Here is a 19,272-nt window from a genome sequence, read left to right on the forward strand (position 1 = left end):
GAAAATGCTTGGTTTCCGTGCAAAAATCGCGACTGTCGCCTTAACGGCCGCCGTCGCTCTGACGAGCTTCACACCGTCTTTCGCCATGCAGATGCCCGCCGCACCGATCGTAAAACAGTCCGCGCCCACCCAGGCCGCGCCCGGTAATGTCGAACAGGTGCAGTGGCGCCATGACGGTTACTATCGCCGCGGCTGGTATGGCGGCTACCGCGGCTATCGCGGCGGCTATCGCCATGGCTATCGCTACCACGACGGCTATTGGTTCCCGCTGGCAGCCTTCGGCGCAGGCGCGCTGATCGGCGGCGCGATCGCCAGCCAGCCGCGTTACTATGCGCCGGCTCCGGCTCCGAGCGCCGGGATCAATCCGCGTCACGTTGCTTGGTGCGAGTCGCGTTATCGCTCCTACCGTGCTTACGATAATACGTTCCAGCCGAACTACGGTCCGCGCCGCCAGTGCTATTCGCCGTATTTCTAAGCGGCGGTTCCAGATTGCCGATACCAGCCGTCCGGTCCCTTCCGGGCGGCTTTTCCATGTCTCAGCCCTAGAGAATGTTGACCCGCTTGAGCAGCCACCATGCCAGCAGCATGGAGGCGACGATGAAGCCGACGGCATATTCCGTACCACCCACGCCGCCGGAAAGCGGCAGGTTTGAGGTGTTCATGCCGAAGAAGCCGGTCACCAGCGTCGGCGGCAGCAGAAATGCGGTCATGATCGACAGGATGTAGAGATGTCGGTTGATCTCGGACCCAAGCTTCGAATCGATTTCTTCATGCAGCAGCCTGGCTCGCTCCTGCAATGCATAGACATCGTGTTCGACTGCCTCGAGCCGGCCCGTCAAGCGCGCGGCGACGTCCTCGAAACCGAGCGGCATTTCCTCATCGTCGGAGGCGGCCGCATGGCGCATCAGCGACAGCACCGTGCGCAGATGCCGATGGAGCCGTACGATCGTCCGCCGCACGGGCGGCAGCCGCGCGCGTTCGTCGCGTGACGTATTTCCATGGACGAAGTCTTCGATGAGGTTGAGCTCTTCGCCGATCTCGATGACGACCGAAATCAGGGTGCGCTGGAATTCGACGACCAGCAGCTCGAAAATATCGAGGGGACGGGAAAACTTCGTGGCATTCTTGTCGATCAGCATTCGCGCCCGATCCAGGCTACGAAGCGGCTGCAGCCGGCTGGTGATGAGCATGCGATCGGTCACGGCAAAATGCAGCCAGCCGATATCATGGGTATCCCTCGCAAAGTCGCGTTGAAAATCGACCAGCGTGCCGAAGAGCATCTGTTCGTCGACGGTGACTGCTGCATGTGTCTCGTGGCTTGTCAGCGCGATGCGTGCGGCTTCGTTCAGGCCCGGCGCATCCTCCAGAAAAGCCGGAACGCGCGCATCGACAAGATTGAGATGCAGCCATAGGAAGCCGTCGCCGCTAAAGAGCGTTGAACGATCGGTATCGTCGGGCAACCGCTCCGGCTTGGCTTCGCCCGGGCGGAGACGATAGGCCCAGATGAAGCCGGGTATCGTGTTGACTGACGTGATCGTGTTCATGGCTGTATCATTCGGTTTCTGAACAGTTGCCTTAGTCTTCGTTCATGACGATTGTTTATGCAAGTCCGCGCGCTGGTGGAATAATCGCGGCTGCGGGCGGCGATGTCACAGCCGTGCGGCGCGCGCAAGACGTATGGGAGCTGAAGGTTCGCGAGGCGGTGGAATCAACATCTTTGCCACCTCACTTAAATTGACGTTTACGTAAAAATAAACTAGCTATGACCACAGACGAGCGATGATCCGGGTGAGGCGGGTCATTGCCGGCACCAATGCGGAGGAGGCAGCATGTACAAGGCGCCAGTCGAAGAAATCGCGTTCACGCTAAAGCATATCGCGGGCATGGAGCGCGCGATGGACGAGGGCATTCTTGGCGATTTGAGCGCCGATGTCGTCGATGCCATCCTGTCGGAAGCCGGTCGTTTTGCCGGCGAGGAGATGGAGCCGCTTGCCGAGATTGGCGACAAGCAGGGGGCGAAACTGGTCGATGGCAAGGTGGTGCTCCCGGATGGCTGGGAGAAGCTCTATCGCGACTGGATCGCCGGTGGCTGGAACGGCTTGACCGCGCCCGAGGAATTCGGCGGGCAGGGCCTGCCGCATATGCTGAATGTCGCGACGCTGGAAATGTGGAACTCCGCTTCCATGGCATTCGGTCTCGCCCCGACGCTGACCATGGGCGCGGTCGAGGCGCTGATTGCCCATGGCAGCGACGACCTCAAGAGAAAATACCTGGAAAAGCTCGTATCCGGACAATGGTCCGGCACGATGAACCTGACCGAGCCGCATGCCGGCTCCGATGTCGGGGCGCTGCGCACCCGCGCCGAACGCCGCGACGACGGCACCTATCGCCTTTTCGGCCAGAAGATCTTCATCACCTGGGGCGATCACGAGGCGGCGGAGAATATCGTTCATTTCGTTCTCGCCCGTCTTCCCGATGCGCCCGCCGGCACGCGCGGCATTTCGCTGTTCCTCGTGCCGAAATTCCTTGTCAACGACAATGGCTCGCTCGGCGCGCGCAACGATTATTTCGCCCATTCGCTCGAACACAAGCTCGGCATCCACGGTTCGCCGACCTGCACGATGATCTATGGCGATGGAAAATACGGGTCGGAAAAGGGCGCCGTCGCCTGGCTCGTCGGCGAGGAAAATAAAGGCCTCGCCTGCATGTTCACGATGATGAACAACGCGCGTCTCGCTGTCGGCATCCAGGGTGTCGCGATTGCCGAGGCTGCGACCCAAAAGGCTATTGCCTATGCCCGGGAGCGTACGCAGGGCCGCGCGCCCGGCACGGCATCGTCTGGCATGAGCCCGATCATCGAGCATCCCGATGTCGCACGCATGCTGCTGACGATGAAAGCCCTGACTCAAGGGGCGCGCGCCATCTGCTACGCCTGTGCCGAGGCGATCGACATGTCGCATCGCGATCCGCAGAAGGCCCGTTTCTGGCAGGAGCGCGCCGCGCTGCTGACGCCGATCGCCAAATCCTTCTCCACCGATGCCGGCGTCGATGTCGCCTCGCTCGGCATCCAGGTTCATGGCGGAATGGGCTTCATCGAAGAGACCGGTGCGGCGCGCCTGCTGCGCGACGCGCGCATCGCGCCGATCTACGAGGGCACCAACGGCATCCAGGCCATCGATCTGGTAACGCGCAAGCTGACGATCGCCAATGGTGATCACGTGCGCGGCTTCATCGCAGAACTGCGTGATATCGCCGATATGGTCGCCAAGTCCAATCTCGACGGTTTCGGGGAGACTGCGCCGCGGCTGCGGGCGGCCATTGCCGATCTCGAAAAGGCGAGCGATTGGCTGTTGTCGAAGCAGGCCGAGGGCGCCATTGCTGAGGCCCTTGCGGGCGCCACGCCTTACCAGCGGCTCTTCGGACTGGTGCTGACCGGATCCTATCTCGCCAAGGGCGGCCTCGTCGATGCGGGCGACGGCGAGGGTGGCAAGCGCATCGCGCTTTGCCGCTTCGCCGCCGAGAACCTTTTGGCTGAAACCACCGCCCTTGCCGATCGCGTCGTTGCCGGAGCCGGCAGCCTTGAAGCTGCTCGCATCGCGCTTGCCTAAGGATATATGATGACCGACCATATCCTCATCGAACGCCCCGAGACCGCGCCGCAGGTCCAGGTCATCCGGTTCAACCGACCGGAAAAGAAGAATGCCATCACCCGCGAAATGTATCGGACGATGACCGCTGCGCTAACAGCAGCGGAGGACGCGGCGGATATCCGCGTTCATGCCTTCCTCGGCACGGAAGGCTGTTTTTCCGCCGGCAACGATCTGGCCGATTTCCTCGCCTTCGCCATGAGCGGCAATATGGGGCGCGAAGTGATTGATTTTCTCGTCGCGCTGGCGAGCACGAAGAAGCCGGTCGTCTCCGGCGTCGATGGCCTCGCGATCGGCATCGGCACCACGATCCATCTGCATTGCGATCTGACTGTTGCCTCCGACCGCAGTCTGTTCAAGACACCCTTCGTCGATCTCGCGCTGGTCCCCGAAGCGGCTTCGAGCCTGCTTGCTCCGCGCGTCATGGGGCATCAGCGCGCCTTCGCCCTGCTCGCCCTTGGTGAAGGCTTTTCCGCCGCTGACGCCAGGGAAGCCGGACTGATCTGGAAGGTAACGTCGGCGGACGCGGTGGAGGCCGAAACGCTGTCGCTGGCCGCAAAACTCGCCACCAAGCCGCCAGAGGCGCTTCGGATCGCCCGCGACCTGATGCGCGGGTCACCGGATTCTGTTCTCGACCGAATCCAGAAAGAAGCCGAGCATTTCGCCGCCCAGCTGAAAAGCGCCGAAGCCCGCGCGGCTTTCGAAGCCTTCATGAAGCGGTGAAGCTCACCCGCTCTCGTGCTTCGAGACGGCCCTTCGGGCCTCCGCATGAGGGCTAATCTCTGGCGCATCTCGATCGTGAGCGACTCCGCCCTCATGGTGAGGTGCGAAGCCCGAAGGGCGTAGCCTCGAACCACGAGGGTCGGCCACCCGACTTCTGGCGAAGAGAGCTACTTCTCCAGCGCCGCAACCACTTCGACATGCGAGGTCCACAGGAACTGGTCGATCGGCGTCACCCGCGTAATGCGGTAACCTCCCTCGACCAGAATGGCGAGGTCGCGGGCAAGCGTCAGCGGATTGCAGGAGACGGCGACGATCTTCTTGACCTGCGAGCGGGCCAACTCCTTGCACTGGAATTCCGCGCCGGCGCGCGGCGGGTCGAAGACGACGGCGTCGTAGACCTTCAGTTCCTGCGCCATCAAGGGTCGGCGGAAGAGATCGCGGCGTTCCACGGTGACAGGCTTCAGCCCCTGCGTGTTGCGCGCGGCGTGATCCAATGCGGCGAGCGGCTTTTCTTCACCTTCCACCGCATGCACCCGCCCGATCCGCGCCAGGCGAAGCGAGAAGGTGCCGCTGCCGGCGAAGAGATCGGCGATGCGCTTGGCCTTGCCGACATGGGTTGAGACCAGCTCGGCCATGGCATCCTCGGCCTGCTTGGTCGCCTGCGTGAAGGCGCCCGGCGGCGGTGCGACCGGCACGCCGCCGAAATCGATGATCGGCTTCACCGGTTCCACCAGGATCTCGCCGTTCAGCGAAAGGCGCGCGATGCCGCGAAGCGACAGCACCGTTTCGATCGTGCTGCGGCGCTGCTTGTCCGAAAGCGATTTGATGCCGTCGACGGCGAGATCGAGGCCGGTCTGTGTCTCCAAGACGGAAATGCGGAAGGCTTCGGCGTTAATGGCGATTGCGGCGGCGATCGTCTTGATCGCCGGCAGACGGGCCATGATGCCGGCCGAAGCGATGGGACATTCCTCGATGGCGACGATATGATGGCTTTCAGCCTGGTTGAAGCCGATCAGCATATCCTTTTCAGTCTTACGCGCGGCGAAGACGACCCGGCGCCGTTCGCCCGGATGCGCGGCGACGATATCGTCCACTTCAGGTGTCAGACCCTTCGACCGCAGGGCATCGACGACGAGCTGGCGCTTGAAGGCGCGATAGGGGGCGTCGGCATAATGCTGCAGGGTACATCCGCCACAGGTCCCGTTGACGCCATGCGGGCCGAAGTGCCGACAGTGCGGCTCCTGGCGATCCGGCGAGGCCGCCGTGATCGACATCAGCGTGCCCTGGCTCTTCACCCGCGCGATGGCGACACTTTCGCCCGGCAGCGTGAAGGGTACGTAGATCGGGCCATCGGCGCCCTGCGCGATGCCGTCGCCCTGGGCGCCGAGCTTCTGGATGGTAACGGTTTCGGTGCTCATGGCTTGATCCCTGCGAGAAGAAATTCCTGATTGCCGTCACCGCCAGCGATGGGCGAGGCGATGAGGCCGAGGCTTTGCCAGCCCATGTCTTCGGTGAACCAGCGCTCGAGTTCGGCCGCCACCGCCGGAGCGGAGGTGGGGTCCTTCAAGAGGCCGGCCTTACCGATCGCATCGCGGCCCGCCTCGAATTGCGGTTTTACGAGCAGTACCGCCCGCGCGCCCGGTTCGGCAAGCGCAAGGGCCGGCGCCAGCGCCAGCTTGAGCGAAATGAACGAGACATCGGAAACGACGAAGGAGAAGGGCTCGCCTATGTCCTCGGCGGTCAGATTGCGCGCGTTCAAACCCTCGATATTGGTCACGCGCGGATCGGCGACTATGCGCGGATGCATCTGGTCGTGACCGACATCGATCGCCGTGACATGGGAAGCACCACGCTGCAGCAGCACCTCGGTAAAGCCTCCGGTCGATGCGCCGACATCGAGACAATGCTGCCCTTGCGGATCGAGGCCGAAATGGTCGAGTGCCGCCACCAGCTTCAAGGCCGCACGTGAGACGTAATCCTGCGCGGGATCATCAATGCTGATCTGTGCGTCTTCGGTGAACAGCGCGCCGGGCTTCGTGACGATCCTGCCGTTCACGGTCACCGTGCCGCGCTGGATCGCATCGCGAGCGCGAGAGCGGCTGGCGAAGAGCGAAAGGGTGACGAGGAGCTGGTCGAGGCGTTGCGGTTCGGACATGGGCTGTCCATGCCGGGCAATGGGCCATGTTGCAAGCCCTTTATGTTGATATCGGCGTTGACGACGGATCGCAACCGGCCATAATCGCTGCAATCAACGGGCGAGGGCATCATGCGGAAGATCGGTGGCTATGCGGCGCTAATGGCGATGTTCGCCGTTCCGGCTATGGCAAATGACACGATGGCCGAGTTGAGGACGGGTGGTCTCGCCTATGTCCGCACTGGAGATATCAGCATGGCGCAGGAAAAGCTGTTCATTTCGGCGGAACAGGTCCGCGTCGATTACATCTTCGAAAATACCTCCGACAAGGATGTCGAAAGCGTCGTCGCTTTTCCGATGCCCGATATCAAAGGCGATATAGACAGTATGGTCGATGCAGGGAATGTCGATTCCGACAATTTCCTGGGTTTCACCGTGACGCAGGATGGCAAAGCCATCACGCCGACCTTACAGCAGCGCGTATCGGTCGCCGGGGTCGACATGACGGATGAGCTGAACGCTCGCGGTGTCCCGCTGCTGCCGCTGAGCAAGGCGGCGGCAGATGCTGTCGCCAAGCTGCCAGCCGACGTGCTCGACGATTGGACGGCCCGCGGCCTGATCGCCGATGACGAATACGACGCTGACGGTCAGGGCATGAAGCACCACCCAACGCCGATGTGGACGCTGCACACCACCTATTGGTGGCGCACGAGGTTTCCGGCCAAGGTGAAGATCGCGGTTGAACATCGCTACAAGCCCAGCGTCGGCGGCACCGTGGCGATCACCTTCGCCGGCGAGGAAGACTATCAGAAGCAGCAGCTGCAGGCCTATCGCGCCAAGTATTGTCTCGATGAGCCTTTCCTGAAGACGGCGACCAAGCTTGCCGCCGCAGTCGATAAGGGCGGGCGCGGCTATACCGAAAGCTGGATCTCCTATGTGCTGACGACGGGCGCCAACTGGTCCGGTCCGATCAAGCATTTCGAGCTGACGGTCGATAAGGGCAGTCCCGACAACTACATCAGCTTCTGCGGCAAGGATGTGAAAAAGACCGGCGCGACCACCTTCCAGATGACGGCGCAGGATTTCTATCCCGAACACGATCTGGATATTCTCATTCTCGCTGCCGTGCGGTGAATTAGAGCGGCCGGAAGACGAAACGCACCGTGGTTCGGCGGCATCTCAGTGCGGTTGCGCGGAGTTAAATAAATTTAAAGCCCGAGCCTCTACTGATGCCTGTGATTACGGTGATCGTTTTGAGATCATCGCCTGCCATGAAGGCTTCGCGCGTCTGCGTCCCAATCATGCCCCTCCCTGAATTCTTCGAGCATCGGTCGCGTTTCCTCCCAATCGCGGCCTAACGAGGCTCGCCAGGACCGGCGCTCAGGAGGCGCTCGCCCATGTTTGCGAAAAAACTCTCGCTGAATGGCAAGCTTGCCATCACGTTCACGGCATTGATCGCCATCTTCGCCTGCGTTTCCGCATTCGTCTATTCCAAGGAAGAAGCGTCGGCCGGTGCCGCCGCCGAGCAGACCAAGTCGCAGCAACTCGTCAGCCTGATCGACGACTCCCTGCAGGCGATGCTGGAACAGGCCGTCAATCTGCGCGGCTTCCTGCTGCTGCATAGCGAAAGCACCTATGGCGATATCTTCAACAATCGCGAGCGGATGCTGAAGAGCATCGCCAGCGCCAAGCAGATTGCGGCAGATTCCCCCGATCTGTTGCAGGCGATCGACAATATGCAGAAAGCCGCTGATGTCTATTTCCATCAGCTGGCAGAGCCGCAGGCCAAGGCACGCAAGGAAACCGAGATGCCGCTCGACCAGATCGTCAAGCTCGGGCAGAACGAAACCAAGGGCCAGCTCGATAGTTTCCGCGACGCCGCCGCCAAGATCAAGCAGGCCGCCCGCGCCAAGGCGAGCGATCTGGCAGCCATGCAGGATGACGCCAATGGCGATCTGCGCATGACGCTTATCGTCGGCGGCATCTTCGTATCGCTCGCCGCCGCCGTTCTCGCTTGGCTGCTGTCGCGCCTCATCGTGCGCCCGATCGTCGGCATGACCGCTGCGATGGGCCGACTGGCGAATGGCGAGCATGATGTCGAAGTCCCGGCCGTCGGCCGTGGCGACGAAGTCGGCCGCATGGCCGATGCCGTCCTGGTCTTCAAGCAGGCGGGGATCGAGAAGCTGCGCCTCGCCGGCGAGACCGAGCGCATGCGTGGCGATGCCGAGCGCGAGCGTCAGATGAATGACGAACAGAAGGCGCGTGAGGAGGGCGAGATCCGCTTTGCCATGGAAGCGCTCGCGGATGGGCTCTCCGCCCTGTCTTCCGGCAATGTCGCGACCCGCCTGCGCAACAGCTTTGCGCCGCAGTTCGACAGTGTCCGTAACGACTTCAACAATGCGGTGGAAAAGCTGGAAGCCGCTCTGCAGTCCGTCGGCCGCAATGCTTCCGCCATCAATGCCGGCGCCGACGAGATCCGCTCTGCAGCCGATGATCTGGCGCAGCGCACCGAACAGCAGGCCGCTGCCGTCGAGGAAACGGCGGCCGCACTGGAGCAGGTCACCATAACGGTCCGCGACTCCGCCAAGCGTGCCGAAGATGTCGGCCATCTCGTCGAGCGCGCCCGCCAGGGTGCGGAACGGTCGGGCGAAGTGGTTCGCAACGCCGTCTCGGCCATGCAGCAGATCGAAAAATCCTCGGGCGAGATCAGCAACATCATCAGCGTCATCGACGACATCGCCTTCCAGACCAACCTGCTGGCGCTGAACGCTGGTGTCGAGGCGGCCCGCGCTGGCGAGGCCGGCAAGGGCTTTGCGGTCGTTGCCCAGGAAGTGCGTGAGCTCGCCCAGCGCTCCGCCAACGCCGCCAAGGAGATCAAGGCGCTGATCACGACTTCAAGCGATCAGGTCAATACCGGCGTCTCGCTGGTCGGCGAAACCGGCAAGGCCCTCCAGTTGATCGTCTCCGAAGTGCAGGAGATCAACCGCCATGTCGGCGCGATCGTCACGGCGACCCGCGAACAGTCGACCGGTCTGCAGGAGATCAACACGGCCGTCAACAACATGGATCAGGGCACGCAGAAGAATGCGGCCATGGTCGAAGAACAGACGGCCGCAAGCCATGCGCTCGCCCGCGAAGCCGCGGCGCTCAACGAGCTGCTGCAGCAGTTCCGCCTTGGCAACTCCATTCAGGCGGCGCCCGCGCAGCCAACGCTTGCCCGACCCGTCGCGGCAACGGCGCGTTCGAAGCCGGCGGTGTCTCCGGCCCGCGCTCTCGGGCGCACGGTCGCCAAGGCCTTTGCCGGCAAGGCAACCGCTGCCGCTGCCGCGCCCCAGGACGATTGGGAAGAATTCTGATCGATCTCTGCGAATCGCTGCCGTTAACGTTCTCGGCCCGCCGCTTTGCGGCGGGCCGTTTCGTTTTTCATGGATGATACTATTCCATTGCCACAACTTGCCCAGTTTTGCTGGGGCAATGCGTCTCCCTTTCGGGGATAGGTTGTTTGAGCCGTGGGATCGTTCTCGCGCGCTGGTGAGTCATCCTTTCGGTCGAGATTTGTTAGATATTTTATCGGCGGCAGGGTTGCCCTGAGCGAAGAACCGCTAATTCCGTAAGTCGCACGCTGATCGCAGAGGGAGATTCGAATGGGACAGCTGGTCCGAGTTCCGGCCAATGAAACACAGAGGCTTTTGGCCGTACGGTCCCTGAATGCGATTCACAACAGCCCGACACCCGAGCTTGCGATCCTTGCCGAACTGGCGAGGAGTGTGTTCGAAACGCCCTATGCAGCCATCAATATCATCGATGAGGACTGGCAGCGCATCGCAGGGCAGGCGGGTTTGAAGATTGCCGAATGCTCGCGCGACATGTCGATTTGTACGCGGGTGGTGTTTGACGACGAACTGCTGGTCCTTCCAGATCTTATGGAGGAACCGGAGCTGAAGGCTGCCCCCTTCGTTCTCGATGATCCCTATTTCCGCTTTTATGCCGGCGCTCCGGTGCGACTGGAGAACGGCTTGCCCGTGGGTGCCTTCTGCGTTCTCGATCAGAAGCCGAGGCGGTTCTCTCCAGGCGAAGAAGAGAGTCTCATGCGGTTTGCACAGATTGCCAGTGCGCTTCTGCGGCTGCAGAAGTCAAACCTGCTGATGGGAATCGCCGAGAACAGCTTGCGGGCGGCTGCCATGACCGATCCGCTGACCCGTTTCTTCAACAGGTCGGCACTGGAAAACCTGGTTGATAGCGCATTGAGTTCAGCCATTGCTGCTGGCCGCCACTTCGGCGTTCTCTATCTCGACATGGACGGCTTCAAATCCATCAATGACCGCTTCGGTCATAATGTCGGCGACGAAGTTCTCTGTGAGGCGGCATCCCGCATCCGCTCTGTCATCCGCACCGATGACATCGTCGTTCGTATGGGAGGCGACGAATTCGCCATCTTCGTGCCGGACCCGACCGACAGGAGCGCGCTTGTCTCCCTGTCCGAGCGTTTGTTGGCTGCATTCCGAGCGCCATTCGCGGTAGAGGGCGTATCCGTCTCCGCACGATTGAGCATCGGCGCAGCACTGGCGCCGGATGATGGCGCGACACGTGCCTTGCTGTTGAGAAATGTCGATTCCGCGCTCTATCAGGCCAAGGCCGCCGGTCGAGACCGCGTGGCGATCTTCAACGGGCTCGATGGTTGACGACATCAGGCAGCCCCGGGGCCGCCTGATGTTTGCGTTTATCCAGCGGCTTCGACGATGCGGCCGTGGCCGAGCGTGCGGAATACTGTCTGCACGATGCCGGCACGGTCGAGACCGGCTCTGGCATTCATGGCTTCAGGCTTTGCCTGATCCATCCACATATCCGGCATGACGAGCGAGCGGATCTTCAGGCCATTGTCGAGCAGGCCCTCATTGGCGAGGAACTGCATGACCTGGCTGCCGAAGCCGCCGACCGAACCTTCCTCGACGGTGATCAGCATTTCATGGTGAGCCACGAGTTGTCGGATGAGGTCGTGATCGAGCGGCTTGGCGAAGCGCGCATCGGCGACCGTCGTCGACAGGCCGGCGGCATCGAGATCCTCGGCTGCGGCAAGGCTGTCGGCCAAGCGCGTGCCGAAGGACAGCAGCGCGACTTTCGAACCCTGCTTGACGACGCGCCCCTTGCCGATTTCGAGGATCTGGCCCCGTTCCGGCAGCTCGACGCCGACGCCTTCACCGCGCGGATAGCGGAAGGAAATCGGGCCGAGATCATAGGCGGCGGCCGTGCGCACCATATGCTTGAGTTCCGCCTCGTCGGCGGCGGCCATGACGACGAAGCCGGGCAGGGTGGCAAGAAAGGCGGTATCGAAGGACCCGGCATGCGTCGGTCCATCGGCGCCGACGAAGCCGGCGCGGTCGATCGGGAAACGGACGGGCAGGCCCTGGATCGCCACGTCATGCACCACCTGGTCATAGGCACGCTGCAGGAAGGTGGAATAAAGAGCGGCAAAGGGCTTGTAGCCTTCGGCAGCAAGGCCCGCGGCGAAAGTCACGGCATGCTGCTCGGCAATGCCGACGTCGAAACAGCGCTTGGGGAAGAATTCCTGCAGCTTGTCGAGGCCGGTGCCGTTTGGCATGGCGGCGGTGATACCGACGATTTTGTCGTCGAGGGTTGCCTCCTGGACCAAAGCGTCCGCAAAGACGCTTGTGTAGCTCGGCGCATTCGGCTTCACCTTCGTCTGCGCGCCGGTAATGACGTCGAACTTGTTGACGCCGTGATATTTGTCGGCAGCTGCCTCGGCCGGCGGATAACCCTTGCCCTTTTGCGTCACGACATGGATCAGCACCGGGCCTTGCGCATTGTCGCGCACATTGCGCAGCACGGGCAGCAGATGCTCGAAGGAGTGACCGTCGATCGGGCCGATATGATAGAAGCCCATCTCCTCGAACATGGTGCCACCGGTCACATAGCCCCGTGCGTGCTCGACTGCCCGCGTGATGGCGCGGTCGACCTTCTTGCCGAGATAGGCGGTCAGTTTCTTGCCGAAATCCCGGAAGCCCATATAGGTGCGGCCGGAGGCGAGGCGCGCGAGATAGGCGCTCATGGCCCCCGTCGGCGGGGCGATCGACATGTCGTTGTCGTTGAGGATGACGATCAGCCGTGCATCGAGCGCACCGGCATTGTTCAGCGCCTCATAGGCCATGCCGGCCGACATGGCGCCGTCACCGATGACGGCGATCACACGGCGGTCGGTATTATCGAGCTCGGCGGCAACCGCCATGCCGAGGCCGGCGGAAATGGATGTCGAGGAATGCGCGGCGCCGAAGGGATCGTACTCGCTTTCAGCCCGGCGCGTGAAGCCGGAAAGACCGTTTTCCTGGCGAAGCGTGCGAATGCGGTCCCGCCGGCCGGTCAGGATCTTGTGCGGATAACACTGATGCCCGACATCGAAAATCAGCCGGTCGTCGGGCGTGTTGAAGACGCTGTGGATCGCGATGGTCAATTCGACGACACCGAGGCCGGCGCCGAGATGTCCGCCGGTACGCGACACCGCATCGATCATCTCATCGCGGACTTCGCGGGCGAGTTGCGGCAATTCCCGGTCCTCCAGCTTTCGCAGGTCGGAAGGATATTGGACCCGGTCCAGCAGGGGCGTCTGTGGCATTTGTGTCAAGGCTGATGCCTCTTTCTTGCTATTCTTGGGCGGTGGTCCGCCTTTACGTCAAAACAGATTGCGACAAAAGGCGCCGAATTCAAGGTGCTCCCGAACAAGAAACATGTGGGAGTGTTATGAACCCGTTAGCCTTCCGGCAGGGGAATGAACTCTTCCTCGTCGCCCGGCACGATATCGAAGCGGCCTGTGCGCCATTCTTCCTTGGCCTTTTCGATGCGCTCCTTTGAGGACGAGACGAAATTCCACCAGATATAGCGCTTCGAATTGAGCGCTGCACCGCCAAAAAGCATGAGATGACAGCCTTTTTCGCCTGCCTCCAGCGTTATCGCATCGCCGGGACGGAAGACGAGGAGCTGATCCTGCTCGAAACGGTCGCCCGCGACGATGAGCGAACCGGAGAGAATATAGAGGGCCCGCTCCTCATGCGCTGACCCAAAAGGAAACGTCGTATTGGGCTGAAGCTGCAGATCGACATAGAGCGTGTCGGAGAAGGATTTCACCGACGATTTCAGACCCTCGAATTCGCCGATGACAACGCGCCCGGTCACGCCGCCATCGGCGATCACAGGCAGCTCGTCCTTCTCGGTGTGGGCAAAGGAGGGATCGATCTCCTCCTTGTCGTCGGGGAGCGCCAGCCAGGTCTGCAGGCCGGACATGGCGAAAGGGTGATCGCGCAGGTTCTCCGGCGTGCGCTCGGAATGCACGATACCGCGCCCGGCCGTCATCAGGTTCACGTCGCCGGGACGGATCACCTTGGCCGTGCCGAGGCTGTCCATATGGCGGATCTCGCCGTCGAAGAGATAGGTGACCGTGGAAAGGCCGATATGCGGATGTGGGCGCACATCGAGCGCCTGGCCCGGCCGTAAAATCGCAGGTCCCATGCGGTCGAAGAAGATGAACGGTCCTACCAACCGGCGCCGGCTGCTCGGAAGCGCGCGCCGCACGGAGAAGCCGCCAAGGTCGCTGGTGCGCGGAATGATAAGGTTCTCGATCGCATCGCAGGCGAAGGCATCGCCGGCCTGAGGATCGTTGCCTGGGAAGAATGACATGAAGGCTCTCCTTTCGGTTGGGGCTCAACCTATCGGGAATGCGTGCCAAACTCAAATTTCCCGTTTTGATCCTATGCGCCGTCCAGCGCTTCCGTACCCTGTGGCTTGCCGGCGCGGTCGAGCCGGATCTTCTCGATGCGGTTTTCCGCCGCTGAAAGCAACGCTTCGCAGTGCTTCTTCAGCGCTTCGCCGCGCTCGTAGATCGAGATGGATTCGTCCAGCGCCACATCGCCGCGCTCAAGCCGGGCAACGATGCTTTCAAGCTCCGCCACAGCCTTCTCGAAGGAATAGCCCGAAACATCTGCCTTGGCGTTCTCGCTCATCGTCAACCTTTCATCATGCGTAGAATATGCATCCCCGCCGACTCGGCGAGACCTTCCAGATCATAGCCGCCTTCGAGCAGGCTGACGACCCGGTTCTTGGCGCTGCGGTCTGCAACTTCGAGCAGCCGCCCGGTCGCCCAGTCGAAATCCTCGCCCGTTAGGTTCAATTGCGCCAGGGGATCGCGGTGATGGGCGTCGAAGCCGGCCGAGATGATGATGAGATCGGGGCTGAAGTCGGCGAGCGCCGGCAGGATGCGCGACTTGAAGGCCTCTCGGAAATGATCGCCGCCGGTATTGGGAGAGAGCGGCGCATTGACGATGGTATTGTGGGTGCCACTTTCATCCTTCTTGCCGGTGCCTGGATAGAGCGGCATCTGGTGGGTGGAACAGAAGAGCACGGACGGATCGTCCCAGAAAATATCCTGAGTGCCATTGCCGTGGTGCACGTCCCAGTCGACGATGGCGACGCGCTCGGCGCCGTGGGCCTTTTGCGCATGGCGGGCGGCGATTGCGGCATTGTTGAAGAAGCAGAAGCCCATGGCCTTGGTCTTCTCGGCATGGTGCCCCGGCGGACGGGCCGCGACGAAGACATTGTCGGCCGCACCGGAAAAGACGTCGTCGACCGCCGCCATGGCTCCGCCGACGCCGTGCATGATTGCCTGCAACGTCTTCGGGCTGGCATAGGTATCGGCTTCGAGCTGGTTGATCTCGCCGTCGTCGCCTCTGTCCGGCATCGAACGCAGCACGAACTCCAGATGCTCCTCGGGATGCGCAAGCAGGACTGCATCCTCGTGTGCGGCAGGCGCTTTCCGCCGGTCCAGTCGCTCGAAATTCGGATGCTCCAGCGCGATATTCAGCGAGCGCAGCCGATCCGGCCGCTCCGGGTGGCCAGGCGGAACAATATGTTCCAGGAAGATCGGGTGTTCGTAAAGACGTGTGCTCATGGGGCCAATCTATAAATGAGGTGTGACGCCTATTACAGGACATGGACCATGTCACTACAATGTCAACAATCCATCTTAACCACTTTGGCGTGGCGCCGTTTACTTATCGAGGCGCGGTGTTAAGCTTTCATTAAGGCGAGTATGGCGTCGGCCAGGGTTATTGCGTGATGGCGAGAGCAGAACGATCCGATGTCGTCGAGGTAAGGGTGCCGCCGCGCGATGTCGACCGGCACGGCCAGATGTTTGTCGCCTCCTATATCTCTCAGGCAGAAACGGCGCTCTCGAATTTCTGGCGCACCCGGCCGCTGGTCGAGGACGAACCGCTCTACATCGCCAGGAAGGCATCCTGTTCGCTGCACCGGGCCTTGCACTATGACGATCTTGCCCGCTTTTCGATCAGCGTCAACAAGATCGGCGGCAAGTCGATCGGCTTCATGATCATGGTCGAAACCGGCAACGAACTGGCGGCGGAAGTGGAAATTCTCTGGCTCGCGGTCCGTGGCGATGAACACGATCCGGCGCCGCTGCCGGAAGACACGCGCGACTGGCTCTATAAATACCTGACGTAAGTCACGCTGAGACGCACGTCGCTGCCGTAAAACCGCCGCGCATTTTTAGGCGACGTGCCCTAGCTCCGCTGCGGCAGAAGCGGATAGCCGACCATGACGGCACGGCCGACGAGAGCCGCGACGACGGCCTTGATGACATCTCCCGGCACAAAGCCCAAGGACCCGAGAAACGCCTTGCTGAAACCGATATTGATCGTCAGCCAGGCGATGCCGAACGCATAGAGCACGACCACGCCGCCGATGACGGCAGCGATGAAGAAGCCGACGCCCTGAACGAGGCCGCTCTGTTCCGGCTTTACCAGCCTCTCCGAGAAATAGCCGGTGACGAAGGCCGCGAAGATCCAGCCGACGAAGAAGCCGGCCGTCGGGCCGGCGAAGACGGCAAGGCCACCGCGACCGCCCGACAGCACCGGCAGGCCGATGCTGACAAGGACGACCACCAGCAGCACCGCGATCGCCCCGCGCTTGGCGCCGAGCACGACGCCGGCTAGCATGACGCCGAGCGATTGTGCCGTGATCGGAACCGGAATGATGCCGATCGGGATGAGCGGCAAGAGCCCGAGCGCCACGATGATGGCGGCAAAAAGTGCCGAGAGGACGAGATCGCGGGTGTTCATGGCGGCTCCTTCCGAAAAAGATCTATGTTCATTGACGCCGAATGCCGCGCGCGTCAATCGCGGCGGCGATATTGTCCGCATCGCGCAGCGTCAGGATGATCAGCGGCGCGAGCGTGGTCGCCAGGCGAACCTTGATCCCGCGCGCCTGATGCGCCTCGCGGATCGCACGGTAGCGATCGAGGATCTCGGGGACGAACCGGATGACGAGGCCGATCGCCAATCCAATATCGGCGGCCTTCAGCAGGCCGAACTTTTGGAGCGGCATGGCAAGCGCCGTGATCTCGTCGATGAAAGCAGCCATCGATGTCGTCGCCGTCACCGTGGCGGCAAACAATGCGAGCGCGGTCAATCGCAGGGCGGTGACGATGGCGGCGTGCAGCGGGCCGACGAGTGCGGCGAAGACGGCGAGCACGGCAATCGAGATCAGGATCGGCCGCAGCCGCTTCAATGCGTCTCGGATCGGCAGGCCACTGCGGAAATAGAGGCCGGCGCCGACAAGATTTGCACAGGCAAGCACCGCGACGGACTGCGTCAGGAAAAGCAATACGCCGAATGCAGTCAACGTGAGGAGCTTTACGCGCGGCGAAAGCCGGTGCAACCATGTATCGACATCGACATGCAGCGTCTGCATCAGCCTGCCATCCCCCTGTAGCGAGCGATCGCCTCCTCTGCCGGAGCGTCGGCGACGAGCCGGCCCTGGTCGAACAAAAGCACCCGCTCGAAATCCTCGAGCAGGGGCAGATCGTGGCTGATGACGATGATGCTTTCCGGCAGCTCCATCATGGTCTTCCGCACGAGCGCCCGGTTCTTGAGATCGAGCTGGTTGGTCGGTTCGTCGAGAATGAGGATATCGGGTCCGGTCACGAGTACAGAGCAGAGCGCGGCCATCTGCAGCTCGCCACCGGAAAGCTCATGCGCCCGCCGCGCGCCGAGATGGCCGACGCCAAAGCGGCCAAGAATACCCTCGACCGCCGCCTCGATTTGCGTCTTGTCATATCCGCGCGCCTTCAGCCCATAGGCGATATCGTCGCGCACGATGGGCAGGATGATCTGGTTCTGCGGCGACTGGAAGATATAGCCGACTTTTCCAAGCACCTCGCTGGCGTTGCCGACCGTGTCGAGCCCATCGACCAAGACGCGTCCCGTCGTCGGCTTGACGAGCCCGTTGATCAGCCGCGCGAAGGTCGTCTTGCCGGAGCCGTTGAGGCCGATCACCCCGATGCGGCGCTCCTGAAGCGTGAGATTCAAAGGAAACAGCGCAGTGCGCGTGCCATAATCGACGCCGGCGTTGTCGAAGCGGATATCCAAGCGCTTTCCCTGTTCAACAGTGTGATCGCGGAGCTATAGCGCATCGCTTCGATTTATCAAATCAGGGCCTCTTTGAAAGCATGGGAATTTATGCCTATGATCCGCTTATGACGAATCTGCTTTCGAATCGTGATGCCCGCCGCGTGTTTCTTGCCAAACAGGGGCTTGCCAATCCGCCCAACCGCGCCTTGACAAAGGCGGGGCTGCTGCAGCTCATCCATGACATCGGCTTCGTGCAGGTGGACAGCATCGCAACCGTCGAGCGCGCCCATCATCAGATCCTGTTTTCGCGCAACCAGACCTATCGGCGCGAACATCTGACGGAGCTTCTGGAAAAGGATGGCGCGCTTTTCGAGAACTGGACGCATGATGCCTCGATCCTGCCGAGCGCCTTCTTCGTCTATTGGAAGCACCGCTTTCGCCGTGAAGAGGAGGCGATCATTGCGCGCTGGCGCAAATGGCGCGGAGAGGGGTTCGAGGCGGCTTTCGAGGAAACCTACGAGCGCGTGCTGAAGAACGGCGCCATTACCGCCCGCGAGGTCAAGGCGGAGGATCACGTCTCCGGCGGCTGGTGGAACTGGCACCCGAACAAGACGGCGCTCGAATATTTCTGGCGCACCGGCAAGTTCGCCATTGCCGGCCGCACCAATTTCCAGAAGGTCTACGATCTCGTCGAACGCGTCCTGCCGGCCCATTTCCATGAGCCGGAAGTGGAGCATGACGAATTTGTCGATTGGGCTTGCCGCAGCGCGCTGCAGCGCCTCGGCTTTGCCACCTCGGGCGAAATCGCCGCTTTCTGGGATCTGGTGACGCCGCAGGAGGCCAAGAGCTGGGTCGAGACCCATCGCGACGAATTGACCGATGTGCTGATCGAGCCTGCCGGTGGCGGCAAGCCTCGACCCTCCTTAGCTTTCCTCGACTTTCATGACACGCTCGATAGTCACGCCGAAGCGCCGGCGCGCATCCGCGTTCTCAGCCCCTTCGATCCCACGCTACGCGATCGCAACCGCACCGAACGCCTCTTCGGCTTCTTCTACCGCATCGAGATTTTCGTGCCCGAGCCGAAGCGCGAATATGGCTACTATGTCTTTCCGCTCCTGGAAGGAGACCGTCTGATCGGACGGATTGACATGAAGGCCGACCGCAAGGCGGGAACACTGGATGTCAAACGCCTGTGGCTGGAACCGGGTGTCAAAGCATCTTCCGGCCGGCTGGAGAAGCTGGAAGCAGAGCTGGAGCGCGTTGCCCGTTTCACCGGTGTCGAGAAGGTTGTGTTTCTCGACGGCTGGCGAGAATGACCGATATTCCTTGTTCGGGAAAT

General features: G+C 61.9%; 18 protein-coding genes. 8 read left to right on the forward strand and 10 right to left on the reverse strand.

Annotated elements, in window-relative coordinates:
* Positions 1–4 precede the first annotated feature (4 nt).
* Positions 5–475, forward strand: coding sequence for a BA14K family protein (locus tag FHT84_RS17505; RefSeq protein WP_112341246.1), 471 nt, complete (start codon positions 5–7; stop codon positions 473–475).
* A 67-nt stretch (positions 476–542) separates the two neighbouring features.
* Here FHT84_RS17505 and FHT84_RS17510 read toward each other — a convergent pair whose 3' ends face one another.
* Positions 543–1,544: a transporter gene (locus tag FHT84_RS17510; protein ID WP_112341157.1), complete on the reverse strand. Its 1,002-nt coding sequence runs from the start codon at positions 1,542–1,544 to the stop codon at positions 543–545.
* Between the two features lie 285 nt (positions 1,545–1,829).
* Between FHT84_RS17510 and FHT84_RS17515 the strand changes: the two genes are divergently transcribed.
* Positions 1,830–3,608, forward strand: a complete 1,779-nt coding sequence (locus FHT84_RS17515) for an acyl-CoA dehydrogenase (protein WP_112341158.1) — start codon at positions 1,830–1,832, stop codon at positions 3,606–3,608.
* Positions 3,609–3,617: 9 nt separating this feature from the next.
* A complete protein-coding gene (locus FHT84_RS17520) occupies positions 3,618–4,370 on the forward strand; it encodes a crotonase/enoyl-CoA hydratase family protein (protein ID WP_112341159.1) in 753 nt (250 codons plus the stop codon).
* A 167-nt stretch (positions 4,371–4,537) separates the two neighbouring features.
* Here FHT84_RS17520 and FHT84_RS17525 read toward each other — a convergent pair whose 3' ends face one another.
* Both FHT84_RS17525 and FHT84_RS17530 read right to left on the reverse strand, forming a co-directional pair.
* Entirely contained in the window at positions 4,538–5,788 is a 1,251-nt protein-coding gene (locus tag FHT84_RS17525; protein ID WP_113251058.1) for a class I SAM-dependent RNA methyltransferase, read from the reverse strand.
* A complete protein-coding gene (locus FHT84_RS17530; protein WP_112341161.1) occupies positions 5,785–6,525 on the reverse strand; it encodes a TlyA family RNA methyltransferase in 741 nt (246 codons plus the stop codon). Before FHT84_RS17530 ends, FHT84_RS17525 begins: the two co-directional genes overlap by 4 nt.
* Positions 6,526–6,636: 111 nt before the next feature.
* Here FHT84_RS17530 and FHT84_RS17535 point away from each other — a divergent pair, with 111 nt between their 5' ends.
* The 3 genes from FHT84_RS17535 to FHT84_RS17545 all read left to right on the forward strand — a co-directional run bounded on the left by FHT84_RS17535 (position 6,637) and on the right by FHT84_RS17545 (position 11,186).
* Positions 6,637–7,638: a DUF4424 domain-containing protein gene (locus FHT84_RS17535; protein ID WP_183763294.1), complete on the forward strand. Its 1,002-nt coding sequence runs from the start codon at positions 6,637–6,639 to the stop codon at positions 7,636–7,638.
* A gap of 263 nt (positions 7,639–7,901) precedes the next feature.
* Positions 7,902–9,860, forward strand: coding sequence for a methyl-accepting chemotaxis protein (locus FHT84_RS17540; protein WP_112341163.1), 1,959 nt, complete (start codon positions 7,902–7,904; stop codon positions 9,858–9,860).
* 288 nt (positions 9,861–10,148) lie between these two features.
* Positions 10,149–11,186 carry a sensor domain-containing diguanylate cyclase gene (locus FHT84_RS17545; protein WP_112341164.1) on the forward strand — a complete coding sequence of 346 codons (1,038 nt, stop codon included), beginning with the start codon at positions 10,149–10,151 and terminating at the stop codon, positions 11,184–11,186.
* Positions 11,187–11,224: 38 nt separating this feature from the next.
* Here FHT84_RS17545 and dxs read toward each other — a convergent pair whose 3' ends face one another.
* From dxs to FHT84_RS17565, 4 genes are all read right to left on the reverse strand, one after another.
* Positions 11,225–13,141 (reverse strand): 1-deoxy-D-xylulose-5-phosphate synthase, encoded by a 1,917-nt coding sequence (gene dxs, locus FHT84_RS17550; protein WP_112341165.1) that lies wholly within the window; start codon positions 13,139–13,141, stop codon positions 11,225–11,227.
* A 125-nt stretch (positions 13,142–13,266) separates the two neighbouring features.
* A complete protein-coding gene (locus tag FHT84_RS17555) occupies positions 13,267–14,190 on the reverse strand; it encodes a pirin family protein (protein ID WP_112341166.1) in 924 nt (307 codons plus the stop codon).
* Between the two features lie 71 nt (positions 14,191–14,261).
* Positions 14,262–14,513, reverse strand: coding sequence for an exodeoxyribonuclease VII small subunit (locus tag FHT84_RS17560; RefSeq protein ID WP_015339025.1), 252 nt, complete (start codon positions 14,511–14,513; stop codon positions 14,262–14,264).
* Between the two features lie 2 nt (positions 14,514–14,515).
* Complete coding sequence (locus tag FHT84_RS17565) at positions 14,516–15,457, reverse strand: histone deacetylase family protein (protein ID WP_112341167.1); 942 nt, start codon at positions 15,455–15,457, stop codon at positions 14,516–14,518.
* Positions 15,458–15,624: 167 nt separating this feature from the next.
* On the opposite strand from FHT84_RS17565, the gene FHT84_RS17570 reads away from it, so the two are divergent.
* Positions 15,625–16,026: a thioesterase family protein gene (locus FHT84_RS17570; protein WP_112341168.1), complete on the forward strand. Its 402-nt coding sequence runs from the start codon at positions 15,625–15,627 to the stop codon at positions 16,024–16,026.
* 59 nt (positions 16,027–16,085) lie between these two features.
* Here the strand turns inward: FHT84_RS17570 and FHT84_RS17575 are convergent, their stop codons facing one another.
* The 3 genes from FHT84_RS17575 to FHT84_RS17585 are packed head-to-tail and all read right to left on the reverse strand — an operon-like array spanning position 16,086 to position 17,951.
* Entirely contained in the window at positions 16,086–16,643 is a 558-nt protein-coding gene (locus FHT84_RS17575; protein ID WP_183763297.1) for a biotin transporter BioY, read from the reverse strand.
* 28 nt (positions 16,644–16,671) lie between these two features.
* Positions 16,672–17,274, reverse strand: coding sequence for an energy-coupling factor transporter transmembrane protein EcfT (locus FHT84_RS17580; RefSeq protein WP_112341170.1), 603 nt, complete (start codon positions 17,272–17,274; stop codon positions 16,672–16,674).
* Positions 17,274–17,951 carry an energy-coupling factor ABC transporter ATP-binding protein gene (locus FHT84_RS17585; protein WP_112341171.1) on the reverse strand — a complete coding sequence of 226 codons (678 nt, stop codon included), beginning with the start codon at positions 17,949–17,951 and terminating at the stop codon, positions 17,274–17,276. The genes FHT84_RS17580 and FHT84_RS17585 overlap by 1 nt, the downstream gene beginning before the upstream one ends.
* 107 nt (positions 17,952–18,058) lie before the next feature.
* On the opposite strand from FHT84_RS17585, the gene FHT84_RS17590 reads away from it, so the two are divergent.
* Positions 18,059–19,249: a winged helix-turn-helix domain-containing protein gene (locus FHT84_RS17590; protein WP_112341247.1), complete on the forward strand. Its 1,191-nt coding sequence runs from the start codon at positions 18,059–18,061 to the stop codon at positions 19,247–19,249.
* The last annotated feature ends 23 nt before the right edge of the window (positions 19,250–19,272 follow it).

The sequence above is a fragment of the Rhizobium sp. BK289 genome, assembly GCF_014193575.1.
In the GTDB taxonomy this organism is placed as follows: Bacteria; Pseudomonadota; Alphaproteobacteria; order Rhizobiales; family Rhizobiaceae; genus Rhizobium; species Rhizobium tropici_C.

Bases quoted from the DNA above. Each gene is read 5' to 3' on its own strand.
- FHT84_RS17505 (WP_112341246.1), top strand. From the start codon at position 5: ATGCTTGGTTTCCGTGCAAAAATCGCGACTGTCGCCTTAACGGCCGCC.
- FHT84_RS17510 (WP_112341157.1), bottom strand. From the start codon at position 1,544: ATGAACACGATCACGTCAGTCAACACGATACCCGGCTTCATCTGGGCC.
- FHT84_RS17515 (WP_112341158.1), top strand. From the start codon at position 1,830: ATGTACAAGGCGCCAGTCGAAGAAATCGCGTTCACGCTAAAGCATATC.
- FHT84_RS17520 (WP_112341159.1), top strand. From the start codon at position 3,618: ATGACCGACCATATCCTCATCGAACGCCCCGAGACCGCGCCGCAGGTC.
- FHT84_RS17525 (WP_113251058.1), bottom strand. From the start codon at position 5,788: ATGAGCACCGAAACCGTTACCATCCAGAAGCTCGGCGCCCAGGGCGAC.
- FHT84_RS17530 (WP_112341161.1), bottom strand. From the start codon at position 6,525: ATGTCCGAACCGCAACGCCTCGACCAGCTCCTCGTCACCCTTTCGCTC.
- FHT84_RS17535 (WP_183763294.1), top strand. From the start codon at position 6,637: ATGCGGAAGATCGGTGGCTATGCGGCGCTAATGGCGATGTTCGCCGTT.
- FHT84_RS17540 (WP_112341163.1), top strand. From the start codon at position 7,902: ATGTTTGCGAAAAAACTCTCGCTGAATGGCAAGCTTGCCATCACGTTC.
- FHT84_RS17545 (WP_112341164.1), top strand. From the start codon at position 10,149: ATGGGACAGCTGGTCCGAGTTCCGGCCAATGAAACACAGAGGCTTTTG.
- FHT84_RS17555 (WP_112341166.1), bottom strand. From the start codon at position 14,190: ATGTCATTCTTCCCAGGCAACGATCCTCAGGCCGGCGATGCCTTCGCC.
- FHT84_RS17560 (WP_015339025.1), bottom strand. From the start codon at position 14,513: ATGAGCGAGAACGCCAAGGCAGATGTTTCGGGCTATTCCTTCGAGAAG.
- FHT84_RS17565 (WP_112341167.1), bottom strand. From the start codon at position 15,457: ATGAGCACACGTCTTTACGAACACCCGATCTTCCTGGAACATATTGTT.
- FHT84_RS17570 (WP_112341168.1), top strand. From the start codon at position 15,625: ATGGCGAGAGCAGAACGATCCGATGTCGTCGAGGTAAGGGTGCCGCCG.
- FHT84_RS17575 (WP_183763297.1), bottom strand. From the start codon at position 16,643: ATGAACACCCGCGATCTCGTCCTCTCGGCACTTTTTGCCGCCATCATC.
- FHT84_RS17580 (WP_112341170.1), bottom strand. From the start codon at position 17,274: ATGCAGACGCTGCATGTCGATGTCGATACATGGTTGCACCGGCTTTCG.
- FHT84_RS17590 (WP_112341247.1), top strand. From the start codon at position 18,059: ATGACGAATCTGCTTTCGAATCGTGATGCCCGCCGCGTGTTTCTTGCC.